The sequence below is a fragment of the Lysinibacillus sp. COL-1 genome, from assembly GCF_059814265.1.
On sequence record NZ_JCAWSJ010000004.1, the window covers coordinates 53,140 to 70,809 of the forward strand.

At 36.2% G+C, this 17,670-nt stretch carries 35 protein-coding genes; 32 read left to right on the plus strand and 3 right to left on the minus strand.

Annotated features, from left to right (window positions below):
• Positions 1-65: 65 nt before the first annotated feature.
• Both AC6BKE_RS08570 and AC6BKE_RS08575 read right to left on the minus strand, forming a co-directional pair.
• Entirely contained in the window at positions 66-521 is a 456-nt protein-coding gene (locus tag AC6BKE_RS08570) for an ImmA/IrrE family metallo-endopeptidase (protein WP_340812454.1), read from the minus strand.
• 11 nt (positions 522-532) lie between these two features.
• Positions 533-991 (minus strand): helix-turn-helix domain-containing protein, encoded by a 459-nt coding sequence (locus AC6BKE_RS08575; RefSeq protein WP_499856484.1) that lies wholly within the window; start codon positions 989-991, stop codon positions 533-535.
• 203 nt (positions 992-1,194) lie between these two features.
• Between AC6BKE_RS08575 and AC6BKE_RS08580 the strand changes: the two genes are divergently transcribed.
• From AC6BKE_RS08580 to AC6BKE_RS08600, 5 genes are all read left to right on the plus strand, one after another.
• A complete protein-coding gene (locus tag AC6BKE_RS08580; RefSeq protein WP_340809717.1) occupies positions 1,195-1,440 on the plus strand; it encodes a helix-turn-helix transcriptional regulator in 246 nt (81 codons plus the stop codon).
• Between the two features lie 23 nt (positions 1,441-1,463).
• Complete coding sequence (locus AC6BKE_RS08585) at positions 1,464-2,252, plus strand: phage antirepressor KilAC domain-containing protein (RefSeq protein ID WP_340812722.1); 789 nt, start codon at positions 1,464-1,466, stop codon at positions 2,250-2,252.
• A gap of 20 nt (positions 2,253-2,272) precedes the next feature.
• Entirely contained in the window at positions 2,273-2,443 is a 171-nt protein-coding gene (locus AC6BKE_RS08590) for a helix-turn-helix domain-containing protein (RefSeq protein ID WP_445668828.1), read from the plus strand.
• A gap of 85 nt (positions 2,444-2,528) precedes the next feature.
• Positions 2,529-2,921: a hypothetical protein gene (locus tag AC6BKE_RS08595; RefSeq protein ID WP_499856486.1), complete on the plus strand. Its 393-nt coding sequence runs from the start codon at positions 2,529-2,531 to the stop codon at positions 2,919-2,921.
• A gap of 215 nt (positions 2,922-3,136) precedes the next feature.
• Entirely contained in the window at positions 3,137-3,370 is a 234-nt protein-coding gene (locus AC6BKE_RS08600; RefSeq protein ID WP_499856487.1) for a Thoeris anti-defense Tad2 family protein, read from the plus strand.
• Here AC6BKE_RS08600 and AC6BKE_RS08605 read toward each other — a convergent pair whose 3' ends face one another.
• Entirely contained in the window at positions 3,371-3,757 is a 387-nt protein-coding gene (locus tag AC6BKE_RS08605; RefSeq protein ID WP_499856490.1) for a DUF2513 domain-containing protein, read from the minus strand. It lies immediately after the preceding gene.
• A 51-nt stretch (positions 3,758-3,808) separates the two neighbouring features.
• Between AC6BKE_RS08605 and AC6BKE_RS08610 the strand changes: the two genes are divergently transcribed.
• From AC6BKE_RS08610 to AC6BKE_RS08740, 27 genes are all read left to right on the plus strand, one after another.
• The gene (locus AC6BKE_RS08610; protein ID WP_499856493.1) at positions 3,809-4,228 is read left to right on the plus strand and encodes a hypothetical protein; all 420 of its coding nucleotides are present in this window, start codon (positions 3,809-3,811) and stop codon (positions 4,226-4,228) included.
• A complete protein-coding gene (locus tag AC6BKE_RS08615) occupies positions 4,212-4,364 on the plus strand; it encodes a hypothetical protein (RefSeq protein WP_499856494.1) in 153 nt (50 codons plus the stop codon). The genes AC6BKE_RS08610 and AC6BKE_RS08615 overlap by 17 nt, the downstream gene beginning before the upstream one ends.
• A gap of 13 nt (positions 4,365-4,377) precedes the next feature.
• Positions 4,378-4,554, plus strand: coding sequence for a hypothetical protein (locus AC6BKE_RS08620; protein WP_499856496.1), 177 nt, complete (start codon positions 4,378-4,380; stop codon positions 4,552-4,554).
• The gene (locus AC6BKE_RS08625; RefSeq protein ID WP_499856498.1) at positions 4,551-5,741 is read left to right on the plus strand and encodes a PDZ domain-containing protein; all 1,191 of its coding nucleotides are present in this window, start codon (positions 4,551-4,553) and stop codon (positions 5,739-5,741) included. Before AC6BKE_RS08620 ends, AC6BKE_RS08625 begins: the two co-directional genes overlap by 4 nt.
• A 12-nt stretch (positions 5,742-5,753) precedes the next feature.
• On the plus strand, positions 5,754-6,323 hold the full coding sequence (locus AC6BKE_RS08630) for an NUMOD4 motif-containing HNH endonuclease (protein ID WP_499856499.1): 570 nt from the start codon (positions 5,754-5,756) through the stop codon (positions 6,321-6,323).
• Positions 6,324-6,336: 13 nt separating this feature from the next.
• Entirely contained in the window at positions 6,337-6,813 is a 477-nt protein-coding gene (locus AC6BKE_RS08635; protein WP_499856500.1) for a siphovirus Gp157 family protein, read from the plus strand.
• A gap of 11 nt (positions 6,814-6,824) precedes the next feature.
• Complete coding sequence (locus AC6BKE_RS08640; protein ID WP_499856501.1) at positions 6,825-7,169, plus strand: hypothetical protein; 345 nt, start codon at positions 6,825-6,827, stop codon at positions 7,167-7,169.
• Positions 7,170-7,182: 13 nt separating this feature from the next.
• Positions 7,183-7,566, plus strand: a complete 384-nt coding sequence (locus AC6BKE_RS08645) for an organic solvent tolerance protein OstA (protein ID WP_499856502.1) — start codon at positions 7,183-7,185, stop codon at positions 7,564-7,566.
• Positions 7,567-7,587: 21 nt separating this feature from the next.
• The gene (locus tag AC6BKE_RS08650) at positions 7,588-8,301 is read left to right on the plus strand and encodes an AAA family ATPase (RefSeq protein WP_324730250.1); all 714 of its coding nucleotides are present in this window, start codon (positions 7,588-7,590) and stop codon (positions 8,299-8,301) included.
• Between the two features lie 3 nt (positions 8,302-8,304).
• Complete coding sequence (locus tag AC6BKE_RS08655) at positions 8,305-8,784, plus strand: DUF669 domain-containing protein (protein WP_499856504.1); 480 nt, start codon at positions 8,305-8,307, stop codon at positions 8,782-8,784.
• Between the two features lie 129 nt (positions 8,785-8,913).
• Complete coding sequence (locus AC6BKE_RS08660; RefSeq protein WP_499856505.1) at positions 8,914-9,624, plus strand: AP2/ERF family transcription factor; 711 nt, start codon at positions 8,914-8,916, stop codon at positions 9,622-9,624.
• Complete coding sequence (locus AC6BKE_RS08665) at positions 9,621-11,966, plus strand: phage/plasmid primase, P4 family (RefSeq protein ID WP_499856506.1); 2,346 nt, start codon at positions 9,621-9,623, stop codon at positions 11,964-11,966. Before AC6BKE_RS08660 ends, AC6BKE_RS08665 begins: the two co-directional genes overlap by 4 nt.
• Before the next feature lie 278 nt (positions 11,967-12,244).
• Positions 12,245-12,667 carry a hypothetical protein gene (locus AC6BKE_RS08670; RefSeq protein ID WP_499856508.1) on the plus strand — a complete coding sequence of 141 codons (423 nt, stop codon included), beginning with the start codon at positions 12,245-12,247 and terminating at the stop codon, positions 12,665-12,667.
• A gap of 109 nt (positions 12,668-12,776) precedes the next feature.
• Complete coding sequence (locus AC6BKE_RS08675; protein WP_499856510.1) at positions 12,777-13,208, plus strand: YopX family protein; 432 nt, start codon at positions 12,777-12,779, stop codon at positions 13,206-13,208.
• Positions 13,205-13,744 carry an ERCC4 domain-containing protein gene (locus AC6BKE_RS08680; protein WP_499856511.1) on the plus strand — a complete coding sequence of 180 codons (540 nt, stop codon included), beginning with the start codon at positions 13,205-13,207 and terminating at the stop codon, positions 13,742-13,744. Before AC6BKE_RS08675 ends, AC6BKE_RS08680 begins: the two co-directional genes overlap by 4 nt.
• Positions 13,744-13,941: a hypothetical protein gene (locus tag AC6BKE_RS08685; protein ID WP_499856512.1), complete on the plus strand. Its 198-nt coding sequence runs from the start codon at positions 13,744-13,746 to the stop codon at positions 13,939-13,941. The genes AC6BKE_RS08680 and AC6BKE_RS08685 overlap by 1 nt, the downstream gene beginning before the upstream one ends.
• Before the next feature lie 5 nt (positions 13,942-13,946).
• On the plus strand, positions 13,947-14,186 hold the full coding sequence (locus AC6BKE_RS08690) for a hypothetical protein (protein WP_499856513.1): 240 nt from the start codon (positions 13,947-13,949) through the stop codon (positions 14,184-14,186).
• Positions 14,167-14,538: a hypothetical protein gene (locus AC6BKE_RS08695; RefSeq protein ID WP_499856515.1), complete on the plus strand. Its 372-nt coding sequence runs from the start codon at positions 14,167-14,169 to the stop codon at positions 14,536-14,538. Before AC6BKE_RS08690 ends, AC6BKE_RS08695 begins: the two co-directional genes overlap by 20 nt.
• Complete coding sequence (locus tag AC6BKE_RS08700; RefSeq protein ID WP_499856517.1) at positions 14,535-14,753, plus strand: hypothetical protein; 219 nt, start codon at positions 14,535-14,537, stop codon at positions 14,751-14,753. The genes AC6BKE_RS08695 and AC6BKE_RS08700 overlap by 4 nt, the downstream gene beginning before the upstream one ends.
• Positions 14,750-15,049: a MazG-like family protein gene (locus tag AC6BKE_RS08705; protein ID WP_499856519.1), complete on the plus strand. Its 300-nt coding sequence runs from the start codon at positions 14,750-14,752 to the stop codon at positions 15,047-15,049. Before AC6BKE_RS08700 ends, AC6BKE_RS08705 begins: the two co-directional genes overlap by 4 nt.
• Positions 15,050-15,110: 61 nt before the next feature.
• Positions 15,111-15,431: a hypothetical protein gene (locus AC6BKE_RS08710; protein WP_499856521.1), complete on the plus strand. Its 321-nt coding sequence runs from the start codon at positions 15,111-15,113 to the stop codon at positions 15,429-15,431.
• Positions 15,432-15,461: 30 nt separating this feature from the next.
• Positions 15,462-15,863, plus strand: coding sequence for a hypothetical protein (locus AC6BKE_RS08715; protein ID WP_499856522.1), 402 nt, complete (start codon positions 15,462-15,464; stop codon positions 15,861-15,863).
• Between the two features lie 32 nt (positions 15,864-15,895).
• The gene (locus tag AC6BKE_RS08720; RefSeq protein ID WP_499856524.1) at positions 15,896-16,090 is read left to right on the plus strand and encodes a hypothetical protein; all 195 of its coding nucleotides are present in this window, start codon (positions 15,896-15,898) and stop codon (positions 16,088-16,090) included.
• A 19-nt stretch (positions 16,091-16,109) separates the two neighbouring features.
• Complete coding sequence (locus AC6BKE_RS08725; protein WP_499856525.1) at positions 16,110-16,271, plus strand: hypothetical protein; 162 nt, start codon at positions 16,110-16,112, stop codon at positions 16,269-16,271.
• Between the two features lie 258 nt (positions 16,272-16,529).
• On the plus strand, positions 16,530-16,787 hold the full coding sequence (locus tag AC6BKE_RS08730) for a hypothetical protein (protein ID WP_499856527.1): 258 nt from the start codon (positions 16,530-16,532) through the stop codon (positions 16,785-16,787).
• A gap of 141 nt (positions 16,788-16,928) precedes the next feature.
• The gene (locus tag AC6BKE_RS08735; RefSeq protein ID WP_499856529.1) at positions 16,929-17,246 is read left to right on the plus strand and encodes a hypothetical protein; all 318 of its coding nucleotides are present in this window, start codon (positions 16,929-16,931) and stop codon (positions 17,244-17,246) included.
• Positions 17,236-17,616 carry an HNH endonuclease gene (locus tag AC6BKE_RS08740; RefSeq protein ID WP_499856531.1) on the plus strand — a complete coding sequence of 127 codons (381 nt, stop codon included), beginning with the start codon at positions 17,236-17,238 and terminating at the stop codon, positions 17,614-17,616. Before AC6BKE_RS08735 ends, AC6BKE_RS08740 begins: the two co-directional genes overlap by 11 nt.
• The last annotated feature ends 54 nt before the right edge of the window (positions 17,617-17,670 follow it).

The window sequence follows — 17,670 nt, forward strand, 5'->3', positions numbered from 1 at the left end:
CTTTTATTTTCACAACTCTTTAATATTACATATAACTCACCCCTTTCAATTTAAGAATGTTTGTTCTATTTTTTAGTAAAAATTTTACCATCTATGCTCTTTAAAGATAAAAGTTCCTCTGGAACTCCTTTTTCTTTAATGGCATCAAAGATGGTAAAACATGAGTCATTCTTTTCTACAAATAATTCATCAGGCAATAACAATTCAACAGCGAATGTATTAGCTTCTATTTCTAATTTATCTGTAGAAAAAAGAGTATGCTTTTTTAAAAAAGAAGTGTTTGTGTCTGGGTGTTGAATCGCATGCCCTAATTCATGTGCAACTATAAAAAACTGTGATTCTCTATCTGCATCTTGATTGATATGAATAATAGGTATTCTAAAATTTTTATTGTAATAGCCTAGTGTGTTACCCAAAGGTTCAAATACAATGAGTATTCCTATGTATTTGGCAAGTTTGAAAGGATCATTCGTACCATATTTTTTTACTAACTCGTTAACTGTTGACTTAATTGACGACACAAGCAACACTCCTATTTGCGATACTTTTTAGGGGTGAATTTCTGTTTAGCTAAGCGTTTAGCTAATCTTAATGAATTCTCCAGACTTGAAATTAATAATTCTCTGTCTTCTAATTCTTCCTCACTTAGTTCATCAAGGGTTCTTCCATCAAATGCTGCATGTCCATTTTTAGATAATCCTTCAAGCATTCTTTGTAATTCTTCTTGAATGGATTTTTCATCTTTTTCTGTTAGCTCTGGATTAAAAGGCTTTTCAACACTAATCTCTCCGCTAGCCATCCGTTCAAGTTCGTCTGTAGTAATCCCTAATCCTTTACATACTTTAAGGACATTATCCACTGAGGCATTTCCTATTCCTCTAGCTAACATTGATCTTAATGTTGTTGGTGGAATACCAATCATTTCAGCAAATGCTTTTTTACTGTATCCAGCTTCCTCTATTAAGCATTCAATAATTTTCGCCTTTTCCAATTTAAAAACTCCTTTTATTAACAGTTTATACGAAATTTCGTTCTTTTGTATATAATACTATACGCAATTTCGTATGTAAATAGAATAAAAACGATTTTGCGTTCTTTTTCTTCGGAAATCAGTTGACAATGAACGCAATTACGTTTATATTCGTAAATAACGAAGGACGCAATTGCGTTCGAAGTGAGTGAGGTGATGCAAAAATGTATAAAAATTTACGAGCAGAAATGGCTAGGGAGGGTATCACAATGGTTGATATTTCAGAGTTCTTAAATGTTCGTTATGCAACAGTAAATGACAAGGTCAATGGTAAATATCGTTTTTATTACGATGAGGCTTTAATGATTAAAAAACACTTTTTTCCTCAATGTAGTCTTGAATACCTTTTTGAAAAAGAGGATGAAGTTGAGTCCGAAGATGAAAGTGAACAACAAGTAGTTTGTTTATGAGAGGAGGAAACCATTTGGATTTAGTGGTTATAGAACTTCGGGGAAAACGAGTTTTAACAACAGTGCAACTTGCTGAAAAATACGAAGCTACAGACCGCAAAATTGTTGATAATTTCAATAACAATAAGGGGCGCTACGAAGAAGGTAAACACTTCATTTTATTGCAAGGTGAGGATTTGAGGAAGTTTAAGAGCAAAAACGAAAATTTCGGTTTCGCACAAAACCTAAATAAACTCTACCTTTGGACCGAGAAAGGTGCTTGGCTCCATGCTAAGTCATTAAATACCGACAAGGCATGGGAAGCTTATGAATTACTTGTTGATGAATATTACCGTTTGTCCTCCACACTGACAAAAGAACAGCTTATTAAACAGTTTGGATTACCAGCAAATTATAAAGAAGCATTGCAACATTTAGCTGGTTATGTGGAAGAAAATGAACAACTCAAACAGCAAATAGAAAATGACCGTGAAAAAATTGTACTAGCAAATGCAATCACTACTAGTGATGAAGGGCTTCTAATTGAAGGTGCTGCAAAGTACATGCGACAAAACGGAGTAAATATTGGTCGTGATCGATTATTCAAATGGTTACGCGGACAAGGATACCTAGTGAGTCGTCAAGGTCGGGAATATAACATGCCTACTCAAAAATCGCTGAATCAAGGTTTGATGAAAATACATGCTCAACAGTATTTTGATTCTGAGGGCGAGTTAAAGGTAAGTAGACAAGTTGTTGTCACAGGTAAGGGATTAATGTTCTTCATTAATAAATTTTTACATGAAGGACAACTAACATTGCGATTGGAGTGATTGATTTGAATAAGCTCACGATGTCAGTAGAAGAGGTCGCAAGTGAATTGGGTGTTAGTAAGACAACCATTTATACAATGGCACGCGAAAAGGAAATTCCTCACACAAAAGTGAGAGGAAGAATCTTATTTCACAGGCCTACAATTGAGCATTGGTTAATCACTAATACCGAAGGTGGTGAAACCAAATGAACACAACCAACCTTCAATGGCTAGCAATGTCGGATAAGGATAAGCAGGCTGAGTTGAATAAGCGAGTGAGAAGGAGGTCATTAAGGTGAATCAAGAACAGTTGAATGCCATTAAAGAACGTGTGGCGAAGGCTACGCAGGGACCTTGGGAAAGTGAAGAAACAGCAGAGGGTCATATCGATATTTTTAACCCAAATGAAGATTACGCCATTTGCCAAACAGGTAACGAAACCTATGATTGTCTGAATGATGGAGATACAGAGTTTATTAAACATTCCATTACAGATGTGCCAGCACTGGTTGCCGAGGTTGAGAGGTTACGTAAAGCGTTGTCTTATTATGCTGATGAAAAACATTATGAGCCTTACGGAGCGTTTAACAATGGTTCATGTGACATAACAGAAGACGAAGGGTACATTGCTCGTCATGCATTGGCAGGTGATTCAGATGTCCAACGGAAACAAGATCATCACACATAGTAATAGCAAAGTCATGATTCGATATGGTGAATTACCACGGATATTAAATGCTACAGAAATACAACAATGGCACCATATTGTTACAAAGATTGAGCGATTTCAAAATAGCGAGTTGGAGAGGAAAGTTCAATGAAAATTAAGCCTGTACCAATATCATTAATCGCTAAGGCAATGGCTAAGGCTGTTGCAACACTTAGGAAATAAAGGAGGAATTTATGAACATTCAAAAGGCAACAAGAATTGCTTTAACAACAGGGCAATTCATTACCAGGGAAACTAAGTATTTTAAACGATACAGAATTTTGCCAACGAAATCAGATAGCTGTTTTGTAGTTCACATTGCAAAGGAATATGTTGACCAAATGGATGAAAAGTATATCCCCGGCAAACGTTGGAATCCGAAGGTCGAGGATATATTGGCGAATGATTGGGTTGTAAAGCCTCTTTAATCAAGACAAGCCCATTGTTTCTTTTACAAAGGCTACACCTAAGTCAGCCAATATGGGCAATGAAACACTTGTTAATTTTGAAGATCTTGATTTAACTTTTTCCCAAATACCAGGGTCTCTGACGTTGTCTAAGAAATTGTGACCTTCCCAAGTGAGAGCGTCAACAGAAACTGCATAAACTTCATCGCCTGCATAGAGAATATCAGCTTTTATAAAGCCAGCATCTAATAGTTTTTGGATTGTATAAATCACAGTTTCTTCAGAGTAAGAAATCATTCTGGAACTACCACAGATGTTATTCAACCAAAGAGTTTCATTAAAATTATTGGATTCGACAGTAAGCAATAAATCTCTTACACATTCTCTATTCAAAATTATATCAATCACCTACCTTTCTACCAATAGTTTAGCAGAAAGGAAATATAAGGAGGAATAAAAATGAAAGCAGTAATTAATATCAAAGGTACAAAATTATCAGTGGTTGGTCTTAACATCCATGAGGACCAAATTACAAGTGTACAAGTTGTGGATGGAGAAGGCAAAGTAGCAACTCATTATGATAGCAAGCATGCATCTTATGTTCCAGAAGGGGCAAGCGTAGTGAATCTGAAAGAAGTCCTTGAATTTCCTGATGCTAATAAAGAGATTGTGGAAGACCTCAACCAGCTGATTGTTGATTCTAGGGACCACTTAAAAGACTTAGGAAATCAAATCATTCAAGAAGTATTGATCCATAATGGACTACCTTTTGGTGACAGTGGACTACCTAATCTAGTGAAAGAATACAAGGAACATAGGGATTACATCGATGGTGTTGCATCAGCCTTGGAGGTTGTGAAACGTGACAACTATGAATAAACAGTTGAAACGCAAAGCAGTCATTGAACAACTGCAGAAGTTTGGTGTGACCAAAGTCGAAGGACAACCGCTGGAAGACGCCTTATATACATCTTTGCTAAAGACACTGGCGCTTAAACGTGCTGCTCTATCTTAAAGGAGGTGATTGATTGCGTATAGGTTATTCACACATCGAATACGACCGTGAATCAGAATACTGGCAAGACATCGAGGATGCACAGAATGCCCAAATTGAGGCACAAAAAAGCTCGTCAAAGGGCGCAACCAATGGCGAGCTAAATAAATTATATGACACTGATAGTGTATCACAGGAGGATGCGAAATGACAAAGTTTAATGTTGGAGATTCACTTGAATTTACCGAAAAATACTGTTCGTATGAAATTGGGGACAAAGTAACATTAAAATTTTATAGAGACGACACTTTAGTTGAATTCGAAGGAAAATATGGCAATGGCTGCGCATTAGAAACTCGTTTTAAATTATCTGATAAACCAACCAAAAATCAACGTATCACAGCATTAGAAAATGAAGTAGCTGAATTAAAGCTTATTGTCCATGAATTACGTGATGGCCGTAAAACAATGCGAGATGTGATGAATGAAGTGTTGAGTGAGCCTTCCACAACTAATACTATGGAGGACATCATCGAATTTGAAGGGCAGCAATATTGCAAGGTTGATCGTGAAGCGCGTGTAGGTGATTATGTATCAGTTTCTTTTGCTAACGGTAAATGTTTTAAACCAAATAAAATATATGGCCCTGTATTTGAGAACAACGGTTTAAGAGTAAAAGCAGATCCATCTTCTGGTGGAGAATATGAAATAACATTAGTTTATAACGTCTTCTATGGTCGCATACCTAAAACGGTTGATGTCTATGAAGTAATCAAAGATGGATTAAATCCTCAAATTCCAATGGTTGATGAAACGATTGAACCACTAACACCAAATCAACAACGTGCTGAAATTATTGAGAAGGCGAAAGAGTTTATAGAATCAACGAAAAAAACTTGGAGTGGCTTAGTGGTTTCAGGATCTCTAAAAGGCCAGCTCCGCACAGTCGGGAATGTATATCAAGTTATCTTGGGGCAAATTTCACCATTTAGAACAAGAGTTGCAGCTTGCAATGTTGAGTTTGTTATCAATGAAGATAAACGCACAATCGTAGCTTTAATGCAGTCTATTGAATCACCAAAAATATATGCTCGTGGAATCGCAAAGTGTGATCCAAATGACGTATTCAACGAACACATTGGAAAAGCCATTGCTCTAGGACGAGCGCTTGGTCTTGATGTTAGTGAGTTTGAACAGGCGGTGCAGCCAACGGAATTTGTATCAGGACAAATCATTACTTTTGAATCTGATTTAGCAGGAGAAGACAAAGGCGCTAAATTAAAAATTATGAGCATTGAAGACAACACACTTTGGCTTGATGATGGTTTTGAAGGTTATGACTTATGTGATGAGGACTGGAAACCAAAAATCCTCAACGACACTAACGCTATTTATTGAAGGTGATTGATCTTGGAAATTTGGAAATCAATTAACGGATATGAAGGTTATTATGAGATTTCTAATTTAGGAAATGTACGCTCATTAGACAGATTTATTCAATCCAAGCGATGCAGTAAGTATTTCCTCAAAGGAAAGAGATTGAAAGCTAGTCCTGGTAAAATCGGTTATCCAGTTGTTCAATTATTCAAAAATGGAAAAAATGAAAGGATATATGTTCACAGATTGGTTGCCGAACACTTTATCCCAAAAGTAGAAGGTAAAGAAATAGTGAATCACATAGACGGAAATAAAGCTAATAATCATTATCGAAATTTAGAGTGGGTTACTCATAGCGAAAATCATATGCATGCATTTTTAACAGGTTTATTTGTTCCAGGTAGTTCAAATAAAAACGGTAAAGTCCAAGGCGAAAACAACTACAAAGCAAAATTGAAAGAAAGTGATGTCATATTCATATTGGAAAATGCCAGAAGAAATGGCGGCGATATGACTACTGTGGAATTAGCAGAAAATTTCAATGTATCCAGAACAGCAATTTCTGCAATCTTAAATCGAAGAAATTGGAAACACATTAACTAAAGGAGGATCGATAATGGCTACTCTTTACGAATTAACCGACCAATACAAAATGCTTCAAAATTTTATAGAAGAAAACAATGTAGAAGGCTTTGAACTAGCACTCTCGCAAATCATTGGTGATATTGGTGAAAAATTAGAAGGCTATGCCATGGTGCTTAAAAATATTGAGTCAGACATTGCAGGTATCAAGTCTGAAGAAAAGCGATTGGCAGATCGTCGCAAAGCAATGGAAAGTAATCTTGCTCGTATTAAAGAAAATATGGCTGATACCTTATTAACAGTAGAAGGCAATCGAGTGAAGACAGAAAAGTTTACATTCAACTTCCGTAAATCAACATCAGTACAAATTGAGAATGACGCTGCTATCCCTCCACAGTTTATCAAGGTGGAGAAGACAATCAGCCGTTCTGAATTAGCAAAAGCATTAAAAGCAGGTGAGCAAATAGAAGGTGCTCAACTTGTGGAAAATCAATCATTAAGTATTCGATAGGAGGATTATTGGTGCCTAAAATCACTATTGATCCTCGTCTAGAAAATGACAAGGAGTTAAAAAAAGTATTAGACAAAATTAGAAGTGGAGTAGCTGGGCCAACAACCTTAAAGGTTATGTATGTTGGTAAAAGATATGGCGGTTTTCATTATGGAAAAGTCATTGAAGCCACAGCACGGCACGCTAAACGTTCAAACGCTGATTATCCATATCCGAAGTATCAACCTTATAAATGGCAAATTAACGATGAAGATGGCGACTCCTACACTATCTCAAATGATGGAGAAACATTTGAAAGAGATTGGGTAGTGGTGCCAGACAATTATGAAATAGGAACAGTTTTATTAAAAGACTAGGAGGAAAAACACAATGAAAAAATTACTCAATCAAAAGGAACAACACATCGCATTCACACGTGAAGGAGCAGAAGAAATCGTATCAGCTGCCAAAGAAAATGATGCGTTGATCATGAATAAAATCAGTGAAAAGCATAATAAAAATGGTCAGTATTTCTTGGTTGATTTAACGTACCAATACGATACACCAAAAGATGCTATGGAAGGCAAGCCAAAAGATGATGCACCAGATGGTCAAATGAGCATTGAAGAAGTGCATGAAGGTGTTCCATATACAGTCAATCCAGATGGCAGCGTGAAAGTGGAAAATAATGATGAAGAATTGCCAGAATTCGAAGATCCATTTGCAGATGTAGAAGCAAAGCAAGATACATCTACTGATAATGTGCCATTTTAATAGAAAAGGAGTGTGGAAGGCATGACACAAGAATTTGATTTCAGTACACACAGCGCTGAAACACTTGAAAAGGAAGGCAAAACGTATTGTTTATATGCTAATCCAGGTATGGGCAAAACACATACTTTGCGATATTTACCAGGTAAAACATTGGTTCTCGATATAGATCGTACTTCACAAGTATTAAAAGGTGAGCCTAATATCGATGTCATTTATGTAGACAATCAAAATACTTGGGAATATTGGGGAGCATTATTACTTCACTTAAAAGACATTAAAGGTAAATACGATAACATCGCAGTCGATAATGTTTCAGAATTAGAACGCTGCTTATTATCAGACTTAGGGTTTATCGGAAAAAATCAAGGTGTACCATCACAAGGTGATTATCAGAAAATGCAATTCAAAGTCGTAAACTCATTCCGTTGGATGAAGAACTTAGCGGATCGCATTGTATTTAACGCTTGGGAAACAACGGATATGTATACAGCAGCAGAAGGCACACACTATAACCGTTCGTACCCACAAATTAACCAAAAGATTATTAATAATGTACTAGGTTTATGTGATGTCGTTGGCCGTTTAATGATTAATGCAGAAGGTGAACGAGGTTTTGTCTTAGAAGGAACGAACAGTATTTATGCAAAAAATCAATTAGATAATCGCAAGGGATGCAAGCAAGAAGAAATTTTTGTTATGCCCTCCACAATTGAAGAAGAAAAAGGAGAGAAATAATATATGTCATTTTTTAAATTTGATGAAGAAAAAGTTGTATCAGGGTTTGAATTAGTAGCAGAAGGAAAATACGAAGCTACAGTGTTAAATGCAGTAGCTGGGAAAACTCAAAAAGGTGAGGACAAAATTACACTTGATTATGAAATCCGTTCTGATGTTCCTCAAAAACATCAAGGTGCAAAAATCATGTTTGACACTTTTACATTCTCCAATGAAATTGCGGCAGGTATCGTTCAATCATTACTAAAAGCAACAGGATTTGCAAACGGCCATCCGTTCCAATCGCCTCAAGATATGGCCAATCAATTAATTGGTCGAAGCTTACAAATTACTGTTAAGCACGAAGAATACGAGAAATTGGTTGATGGTAAAAAGGAAAAACGTACTTCTGCAAAAGCAAAATACTATGATAAGTCAGTAGTAAATCCACCAGCATCACCAGGTGCACCGATTACAGTGGGTAGTGATGATTTGCCCTTCTGATGATTCATTCAGATTCGTGAATGAATGGGCAATAACGAATGGATACGATTAAATAAAAACTTAATAGAGAGGTCTGTTGTTACGGACTTCTCTTTTTTATACCTAAAAACAGTGGAAAGGGTGACGAATATGGTTAAAGAAATACCGTTGCAAAATGGGATGGTCGCTCTTGTGGATGATGAAGATTTCGAAAGAGTAAATGGATATGTATGGTCTGTGAATACTTCTAAAGGTATTCCAATGATTTCAAATGCTGATAAAGGTTATTTAAATAGATTCATAATGAATGTAACTGATAAAAGTGAAATAGTAATTTTTAAGAACAAGAACAAATTTGATTTACAAAAAGGGAATCTAATTATCGTTGAATCGGCGGTAAAAAATCAGGCAAAAAAAGGGAATAAAAACTCTTCTTCAAAATATAAAGGTGTTTGTTGGGATAGAAGTCGTTCTAAATGGAAGGCGAGTATAGAAGTTGAAGGCAAAACAGTTTTTTTAGGTAGATTCGATAGTGAGGATAAGGCAGCTAAAGTTTATAACAATGCTGCTCTAGAATATTTTGGAGAAAACTCATTTCAGAACCATGTTGGTGAAGATAATTCGGCAGTTGAATTCGATTTTGCGAAAGGTTCACAAAAAAGAACAAAATCAAAATATAGAGGTGTATATAAAGAATATAGAAAGTGGCTAGCAAAATGTAATCATGTTTATTTAGGCTTATACGATAGTCCGATAATTGCTGCTAAAGTCTACGATAAAAAAGCTTATGAATTATATGGCGAGAACGCAATATTGAATTTTCCAGAATTAATAGATGAATACAAGGTGAAGCAGATATGAAAGAACACTATGATTTTAATGCGATACCATCTGAACTTAAATCTTTACCTCAATGGGTGCTTTGGCGTATTGAGAAACGCGATGGCAAACCAACAAAAGTTCCGTATCAAGCGGACGGTGAAATGGCACAAGCAAATAATAGACGTACATGGTCCACTTTTGCAACAGCAGTCAAATTTTATTTAGATGGTGACTACGATGGAATCGGTTTTGTTTTTAGTCGTCAGGACAATTACATCGGAATCGACTTGGATAAGTGTGTTGTGGATGGAAAACCAAATACTTTCGCAACGGAGATCATCGACACTTTTGATAGCTATACAGAATTCTCACCATCAGGCAAAGGGCTTCACGTAATTATTAAAGGTGGCCTTCCACAAAATGTGCTGGGTATTGGTAGAAAGAACACTAAACACGGACTGGAAATTTACTCACATTCGAGGTTCTTCACCTTCACTGGTAATAGAGAAAATTCGAACGAAATCTATGAGCGTACAGATGAGCTTGCAGAGATTTTTGAACAGTATTTCGATGATTCGGATATACAAGGCCGTGTTAATTTAGCAGAGTTCGAAAAGGACGAAATCAAACTATCCAATGAATCACTTTGGGAGAAGATGTTCCGTAGTAAAAACGGGGATGAAATTAGAAGTTTATTTAACGGCAATCTAATCAATGATGATCATTCAGCTAGCGATTTAGCACTATCTAACCACCTTGCGTTCTGGACAGGGAAATCAGTGACGCGTATGGACGCTATGTTCCGCGAAACAGGTCTGATGCGTGATAAATGGGATGTTATTCATTTCCGTGATACCAATGAAACGTATGGTGAACGCACTATTGCAACTGCCATTTCATCCACAACTACCACTGTTTTGGACCAGCAACATTATGAAGAATTTTCGTTTGACTTCCATGATAGTGATGAAGAGGCTGTGGAGGACAAACCGAAAAAGAAATTTCGTTTAACAGAACTAGGAAATGCTGAACGTATAGCAGATGAGTATGGCCATGCAATCAAATATGTGAATGACATGGGCTGGCTCATATGGGACGGTAAGCGATGGAAGATTGATAACAGAAAAGAAATTTATCGTATTGCTGCTAAGGTCTTACGAGGGTTGTACAAATCCGAAGATGAAGGCGAACAAAAATGGGCGAAGATGTGTGAACGATTAAATGTTCATAAAAATAGCTTGTCATTTTTAATGTCACTTGTACCAAGTGATCGAGAAGAATTTGATAGACATAAATATTTATTCAATGTTGCAAATGGCATCGTAGATTTGAAAACAGGTATTTTGCAGCCACATGATCGTGAGCTCGGCCTGACTAAAATAACGAATATCACTTTTGAGGAATCAGCAAAATGCCCTGAATGGTTAAGTTTCTTAGATCAAATATTCCAGGGTGACAAAGAGTTGATTGAGTACATGCAACGTTTAATAGGCTACAGCTTAACAGGTGAAATAAGCGAACAAATCATGGTCTTCCTAATTGGAGGGGGTAGCAATGGTAAATCAACGTTTATTAATACGATTAAGGACCTCATGGGCGAATACGGCAAACAAGCTAAATCGGACACGTTTATTAAGAAAAAGGAAACTGGAGCGAACAATGACATTGCCAGATTGGTCGGTAGCCGTTTTGTATCAGCGATTGAATCGGAAGATGGAGAACAATTGTCGGAGGCTTTCGTAAAGCAAATTACTGGTGGGGAGCCAGTGTTAGCACGATTTCTACGACAAGAATATTTTGAGTTTATTCCAGAGTTCAAGGTGTTCTTTACTACTAACCATAAACCAGTAATCAAGGGTGTTGACGAAGGTATTTGGCGGCGTATTCGATTAATTCCATTTAACCTACAACTGCCAAAAGAAAAGCGTGATAAAAAACTTCCTGAAAAGTTGTCGCTCGAAATGCCGGGCATCCTGAATTGGGCAATTGAAGGTTGCTTGAAGTGGCAGCAGAAGGGGTTGAATGAGCCAAGGATCGTTATGAAAGCTACAGGTGATTATAAAGACGAAATGGACATTCTTGGACCGTTTATGTTTGAACGATGTTACAAGCAAGACGGAATGAAAATTGAAGCAAAAGAGTTATACGAGGTTTATTCCAACTGGTGCTACAAAAATGGTGAACATCAATTAAAAAATCGAGCGTTTTATAGAATTTTAGAATCACAAGGTTTTAAACGTGAGCGCGGTACAGGAAATAAATACTTCATCTTCGGTGTTACTTTAATAGAACGAAAAAGTAGTTTTACCCAACAAGAATTATTAGAAAACGATGAAAGCGAAGAAAAAGTTACGAAAAGTAACACTTTTAAAATCTCTTAGAAATCCTTATATACCAATGGTTTGAAGGTTGTTTTTATTGATAATAATTACTTTTGTTATTTGTTTTGTATATTAATAAAAAATAAAAAAATATAAATATATATTATATATAGAGCGTAATCCCCAAAACGAGTAATAAAAATAACGAAAATCTTCAAATCCTTGGGGCTCTAAGGCTCAAAGGAGTTATTTTTAGTAACACTTCGATAATTTATAGTGATTTTCCGTAACAAATTGATAACGGATTTTTAACTATTCATTAATTGTGAGGTGATAGATTGCAAGTCTTAGAATTTCTATCAATCATTTGGAAATCAGGAGCAACGATTTATCTGAAAGAAGATAATGTTCATATAGATCATGGTGACAACATTCCAGCAGATGCAATAAAGGCTGGAGAAACCATTTTTGAAGATGTAAAAGAGTGGCTTAAATCATGGGAAGGTGCCAATGGTATTGATCAAACAATGCAAAAGATGATACATCAAGCCTGTGGATGGCAACACAATCCTAAGCTGAATGAATGGATATGCGCGGACGTTGATGCATTGATGTTATTCATGGAGTGGCAAGAAACGTTAGCTAAGAACGGATGGAACGACATTTACACAGACTATCGACAATTTGAAAATGAAGCTTCAAACGTCATTAAGAAAAAATTGTACGAGAGTGCTGTTTTATACGCTAATCAAAATAAGTGATTTACAGCCGTTTTAAGACGTTTTAGAGGACGGATGATAAATATATCTAACTTTGAAGTAGAACGTGTGTACGGTGCTTAAAACGAATTAAAATGAGGAGGTTAAGAGAATGAGAGAGATTAAGTTTCAAGTGAGAGTTAAATCAACAAATGAAATATCAAAAATTGCAAGAATCGATTTTATTTCTAACGAAGTTTTTGTGCTCAAAGAATTTGATGGTCATTTAGAAGAATTTATTTATACATTCGATGAAGTTGATTTTATCGAGAGTACAGGTTTAAAGGACAAAAACGGTAAGGAGATTTATGAGGGGGATATAATACGTTTCACAAATGGAATAGACGAAGTATATGAGGAAGTCGGTACAGTAGTTTTTGATTTAGAAGAGTGTGGATATAAAGCACAATATACCGACGATGGCGTTACACATTGTATTTACCTTATAAACCCAAAAGTATTTGCTGATAAATACACAGAAATTACGTATGAAATGATTGGCAACATCTACGAAAATCCTGAATTGCTAGGTGATTCACAATGATCCATTACGCTTACACTGATACAGAATTAAATAAAATCATGAAAACTATGACGATAGTGGTTGATACTCGCGAACAAGTAAATGGCCATATCCTAGAATATTTACGCAGCAAGGATGTACCAATCAAGTTGAAAAAGCTAGACACTGGCGATTACACTGCGATGCTGCCTAAAAATGAAGAGCTTGGCATCATGCGAGATATTTATTTAAACAGTGGAGTTGAACGTAAAGCCAGTGTAGATGAGATTGTAGGGAACTTGGGCAAGGACGAGCGTACACGCTTTGAAAATGAATTAATACGAGCTCAGAGGATGCCGTTCACAATCCTACTTGAAGATCCAGAAGGCTATAAGAAAATACTAAACGGAACCTACAGAAGTAAATACGACCCACTTGCATTGCTTGGCTCGTTAAATACTTTCAAGGCTCGTTACGGCTTTGAAATTGTCTACTTAGACAATAAGTTTAGTGGAAATTGGATATATCATCATTTCTATTACCAAATGAAGAACTATCTAAAGAGAGGAGTTTTTTAATGAATGCAATAACAATTAATTGCCCAATTTGTAATACAGTTTTGACTGAAGAAAATACTGCACGATGGGATATACCAGATACAGAAAAACATAATCAAATACGTTTTGATTCACAAGGGAAAGCATGGTGTAAAACATGTATGAATGAACACGATTCAATCGATTGGCAAGAGGAATATGAACGAGGGGCGTTCTAATAATCATGAACATGCGCAATGGGATTCCTATTGTTCAGCCGGTGAAGAAGTCAAAACAGCCACAGGGTAGATTGTGGAAGGCCATACCCAATCCATTTACAAAGTATATCGAGTTATTCATGACAGTGGATGGATGTGAAATTAGTATCATCATGCCTTACGATTTCGAATGGATTCAGCAGTATTTAAACGAGGGTTGGATCGAGAGGGGAGTGTGGGATATAGATGAACGCAGACATGCTTGATAAACGTGTAGCGATTTTAAAGAGGGTCGATGCACTTACAAACAAATGTAATTGTGAGACCGCAAAGGAAATGGAAAAGTGTCCTAATTGCAAACAATTAACAAAGCATGGCCAAGAGTTGCTTGCATTAGTAAACAGTCGAATTAGACTTAATGCATCAATTGATCGAGTGCCTATAAGTAGTTCAAGACTTCCTTTAACCAAAGCCAAATATCTCAAATTAAAACAAGCAGGAAAAACAGATAGATATATAGCTGATATGTTAGGTGCTTCATGTGGGGCACTGCAGAATTGGAAAAAGCTAAATAATGTTGAAGTAAGAATAAGAGGAAAGAGGTTAAAAGCTAAATGACCATTGAAGATCAAATATTAGCCAATCCAGTGTTAAGAGAGGTAAATGAACTGTTACAAAATCAAACAGCTAAAGGCATAGCGAAGTACGGTGTAACAGTCAATCCAATGGATTATACAACTATCGAATGGATTGAACATGCTAGACAAGAGTTAATGGATGAACTTGTTTATTTAACGGTACTAAAACAGAAATTGGAGGAAATACACAAATGAATGAATTAATTAAACAAGTAGAACAATGGTCAATTTCAAAAGGACTAGATAAAGCAGAATCTAGTAAACAATTTTTGAAAGTAGTAGAGGAAGTTGGCGAGGTTGCGGCGGCATTAGCTCGTAATGATAAAGACGCATTGCGTGATGGTATTGGCGATGTAATTGTAACGATGATTATTCTTGCACAACAAAACGATATGGACATTCACGAATGCTTAAATACAGCCTATGACGAAATAAAAAATCGTACAGGAAAAATGGTTGATGGTGTATTCGTAAAATCTAGCGATTTATAAATGTTGAGGATAGTAAAAAGCGTGTGGATACAGTGCAGTAGAAAGAAAGGTGGTGTTTATAATGAACCAACAAGAATTTGAAAACTTCATTGAAAAATATGAAGAAGAAATTCTCTTACTTGCAGAACGTGCAGGCATAAGTGTTGAAGCCTTTAAAGATAGCCTGAGGAATGTAATCGTATTTACAGAGGTATTTGTAGATAATGTGATGAGAATTTTTGACAGTGTAAATATTTTTTTTACAGAGTTAGACTTTGAGAAACTTGAAAGAAAAATAAACCAAAGACAGCAGTTATACAAATTAGATTTGAGAAGACCAAAAATCAGAAATCAAGTGATCAACAGGAAACCTCGACATCTCATTAAAAAAGTTATTTATTGATGAAATAAACAAACAAGGTAGGTGCTGCACATGCATTACGAGTGGTTAAAAAACTATCAAAAATTAGAGGATGAAATTGCAGACATCGAATTTAATTTAGAACGTAGTAAGAAGGAATTGAAACGTTGGGTGGAAGGGGATCTAACAAAAGTTAAATTAACTTCGGAAAGCCATGGTGCACAATTAGAAGAAATTATCGAAGCTGCTGAACGTGAATTAGCACATAAAATGAATGACTTGGAAGAAATGAAAAAGCTGATTAATACATTCAGAGGTTTGGACAATCAAATCCTGTACAAGCATCATGTGGAAGGTAAAACCCTTATTTCCATTGCTGATGAGTTAGATAAAAGCCCAAATTACATTTACAACAAACACGCTCAAATTATGAAAATGGTTAAGTATAAATATGCGGAGAGTGTAAATGGATGATTGAAAGAAAATGTGTAACAGGAGGTGACGAGTTGAAAATAGAAGAAGTTCTAGAATTTATGAAACACACAGCACCAAATATAGGGGACAGAATAAGCCATAATACGATACAACGGAAGTTTAGAGGAAGTTATGCAGATGCTGAAAAAGCAATTAATAAACTAGTTGAACTTGGATATTTAGAATCAAAGTGTATTGGTGGCATTTTATTTTATCAAAGGAAATGAACAGAAAGGACTTTTGTTAATGACCCCAAAAGAAGAAATGAAAGAACTCTTTGAGAATATCGTAGTAAATGTAAATCATGGAGAGTGTTTTTATGTTACTGAATCATTCGAAGATTTATGTATCACGATAGATTTATTTAAAAGTGCTTGTAAAGATTTATATGAAAGTAATCAAGAGTAAATCGCACTGCACAATATGAGGATACTATCCCAAACCTAACTTAATATAATGTTAAGTTGTAATTAAATTATAGAACCTATTGAATAATCGAGATATTATAGGAGTATCAAAAAGCGCACGGAAATGCGTACAAAATTTCCATTACAAAATAAACACGTTCGCTTGTACGTGTATGTCGGAAACAAGCAATAGGTCACGCCTGAAAAGGTGTGGCTTTTTATTATCCTTTAGGTTACAACTAAAGTGAGGTGATAACATATGCCGATTAAATGGTATCATGGCGAAGGTGGATACAAGGTTCCTTATTATCGTGATGGAGATAAAGTAATTGTAAAAGCATCTAAACTTGATGCAGTAGTTGTTGAGTATGATTTTGGCATTGATGATGTCAAAGTAAAATATGTACAAAAAACGAATGAACAGCGATGGTTAAAAACTTCTCAACTTGAACCGAATGAACCTTTAGAAGAACAAGCAACACCATACGAGACAATAGAACAATTAGAATCAGATTAGTCACACTCGTTTGAGTTGTGGCTTTTTATTATGCAATTAACTATGAATTGTGGAGGGCTGAACAATGGTTACTTTCATAGTAGGATTATTATCTGGCATTTGGGTTTCTTATTTCATAGATAAAAGAAAGGTGTGAATAACATGGAACCAATCTACGCTAAGTGTAACAAATCATGCGGTCACAGGTTCAATGTCCAACACTTTAAGCTAGACAAACTAGATAACAAAGTTGAGAAGACATACTTCAACTGTCCTAACTGTGGACGTGAGTATGTCTGTTTTTACACAGATGAATCAACACGTAAGCTACAGGCAAAGATGCGTGAGCTACACCGCAAGATGAAGTGGGCTGATGCTGATAGGTTGAAGCAGTTAATGCAGGACGAGGCACAGCTGAAGGACACCATAGCACAGGGAATGGCAAGGGTTAATCAAGAGGTAGAGCAGCATGAACAGTAAACCTTTAAGACCATGCAACAAACCCGGATGTCCAAACCTAACATGCGAAGGATATTGCGAACAACATAAGACAACCAAGGCAGACAACAACCGATACTATGACAAGTACAATCGTAACAAGAAGCACGATCAATTTTATCATTCGTCATCATGGATTAAATGCCGTGACTACATCAAGATTCGTGACAACGGATTGTGCCAGCATTGCCTAAATGAAAAGCGAATCACAGTCGGAGTTCTTGTCGACCACATCGTGCCACTAACTGCTGACTGGTCCAAGCGATTAGATGAAAACAATTTACAATTGCTTTGTCAATCTTGTCACAACAAGAAGACGACCGAGGATGTGCAGAAGTACGGTAAGAAATAGGGTATCCCCCCTCCATTCGTTTCCCATACGGCAGGGGGCCCTACACCGGCTGAC

What these genes read in the sequence shown, in the direction of transcription:
- AC6BKE_RS08580 (WP_340809717.1), top strand. Translation starts at nt 1,195, where the DNA reads ATGTATAAAAATTTACGAGCAGAAATGGCTAGGGAGGGTATCACAATG.
- AC6BKE_RS08590 (WP_445668828.1), top strand. Translation starts at nt 2,273, where the DNA reads ATGTCAGTAGAAGAGGTCGCAAGTGAATTGGGTGTTAGTAAGACAACC.
- AC6BKE_RS08600 (WP_499856487.1), top strand. Translation starts at nt 3,137, where the DNA reads ATGAACATTCAAAAGGCAACAAGAATTGCTTTAACAACAGGGCAATTC.
- AC6BKE_RS08610 (WP_499856493.1), top strand. Translation starts at nt 3,809, where the DNA reads ATGAAAGCAGTAATTAATATCAAAGGTACAAAATTATCAGTGGTTGGT.
- AC6BKE_RS08625 (WP_499856498.1), top strand. Translation starts at nt 4,551, where the DNA reads ATGACAAAGTTTAATGTTGGAGATTCACTTGAATTTACCGAAAAATAC.
- AC6BKE_RS08635 (WP_499856500.1), top strand. Translation starts at nt 6,337, where the DNA reads ATGGCTACTCTTTACGAATTAACCGACCAATACAAAATGCTTCAAAAT.
- AC6BKE_RS08645 (WP_499856502.1), top strand. Translation starts at nt 7,183, where the DNA reads ATGAAAAAATTACTCAATCAAAAGGAACAACACATCGCATTCACACGT.
- AC6BKE_RS08650 (WP_324730250.1), top strand. Translation starts at nt 7,588, where the DNA reads ATGACACAAGAATTTGATTTCAGTACACACAGCGCTGAAACACTTGAA.
- AC6BKE_RS08655 (WP_499856504.1), top strand. Translation starts at nt 8,305, where the DNA reads ATGTCATTTTTTAAATTTGATGAAGAAAAAGTTGTATCAGGGTTTGAA.
- AC6BKE_RS08660 (WP_499856505.1), top strand. Translation starts at nt 8,914, where the DNA reads ATGGTTAAAGAAATACCGTTGCAAAATGGGATGGTCGCTCTTGTGGAT.
- AC6BKE_RS08665 (WP_499856506.1), top strand. Translation starts at nt 9,621, where the DNA reads ATGAAAGAACACTATGATTTTAATGCGATACCATCTGAACTTAAATCT.
- AC6BKE_RS08675 (WP_499856510.1), top strand. Translation starts at nt 12,777, where the DNA reads ATGAGAGAGATTAAGTTTCAAGTGAGAGTTAAATCAACAAATGAAATA.
- AC6BKE_RS08680 (WP_499856511.1), top strand. Translation starts at nt 13,205, where the DNA reads ATGATCCATTACGCTTACACTGATACAGAATTAAATAAAATCATGAAA.
- AC6BKE_RS08685 (WP_499856512.1), top strand. Translation starts at nt 13,744, where the DNA reads ATGAATGCAATAACAATTAATTGCCCAATTTGTAATACAGTTTTGACT.
- AC6BKE_RS08690 (WP_499856513.1), top strand. Translation starts at nt 13,947, where the DNA reads ATGAACATGCGCAATGGGATTCCTATTGTTCAGCCGGTGAAGAAGTCA.
- AC6BKE_RS08695 (WP_499856515.1), top strand. Translation starts at nt 14,167, where the DNA reads ATGAACGCAGACATGCTTGATAAACGTGTAGCGATTTTAAAGAGGGTC.
- AC6BKE_RS08700 (WP_499856517.1), top strand. Translation starts at nt 14,535, where the DNA reads ATGACCATTGAAGATCAAATATTAGCCAATCCAGTGTTAAGAGAGGTA.
- AC6BKE_RS08705 (WP_499856519.1), top strand. Translation starts at nt 14,750, where the DNA reads ATGAATGAATTAATTAAACAAGTAGAACAATGGTCAATTTCAAAAGGA.
- AC6BKE_RS08710 (WP_499856521.1), top strand. Translation starts at nt 15,111, where the DNA reads ATGAACCAACAAGAATTTGAAAACTTCATTGAAAAATATGAAGAAGAA.
- AC6BKE_RS08715 (WP_499856522.1), top strand. Translation starts at nt 15,462, where the DNA reads ATGCATTACGAGTGGTTAAAAAACTATCAAAAATTAGAGGATGAAATT.
- AC6BKE_RS08725 (WP_499856525.1), top strand. Translation starts at nt 16,110, where the DNA reads ATGACCCCAAAAGAAGAAATGAAAGAACTCTTTGAGAATATCGTAGTA.
- AC6BKE_RS08730 (WP_499856527.1), top strand. Translation starts at nt 16,530, where the DNA reads ATGCCGATTAAATGGTATCATGGCGAAGGTGGATACAAGGTTCCTTAT.
- AC6BKE_RS08735 (WP_499856529.1), top strand. Translation starts at nt 16,929, where the DNA reads ATGGAACCAATCTACGCTAAGTGTAACAAATCATGCGGTCACAGGTTC.
- AC6BKE_RS08740 (WP_499856531.1), top strand. Translation starts at nt 17,236, where the DNA reads ATGAACAGTAAACCTTTAAGACCATGCAACAAACCCGGATGTCCAAAC.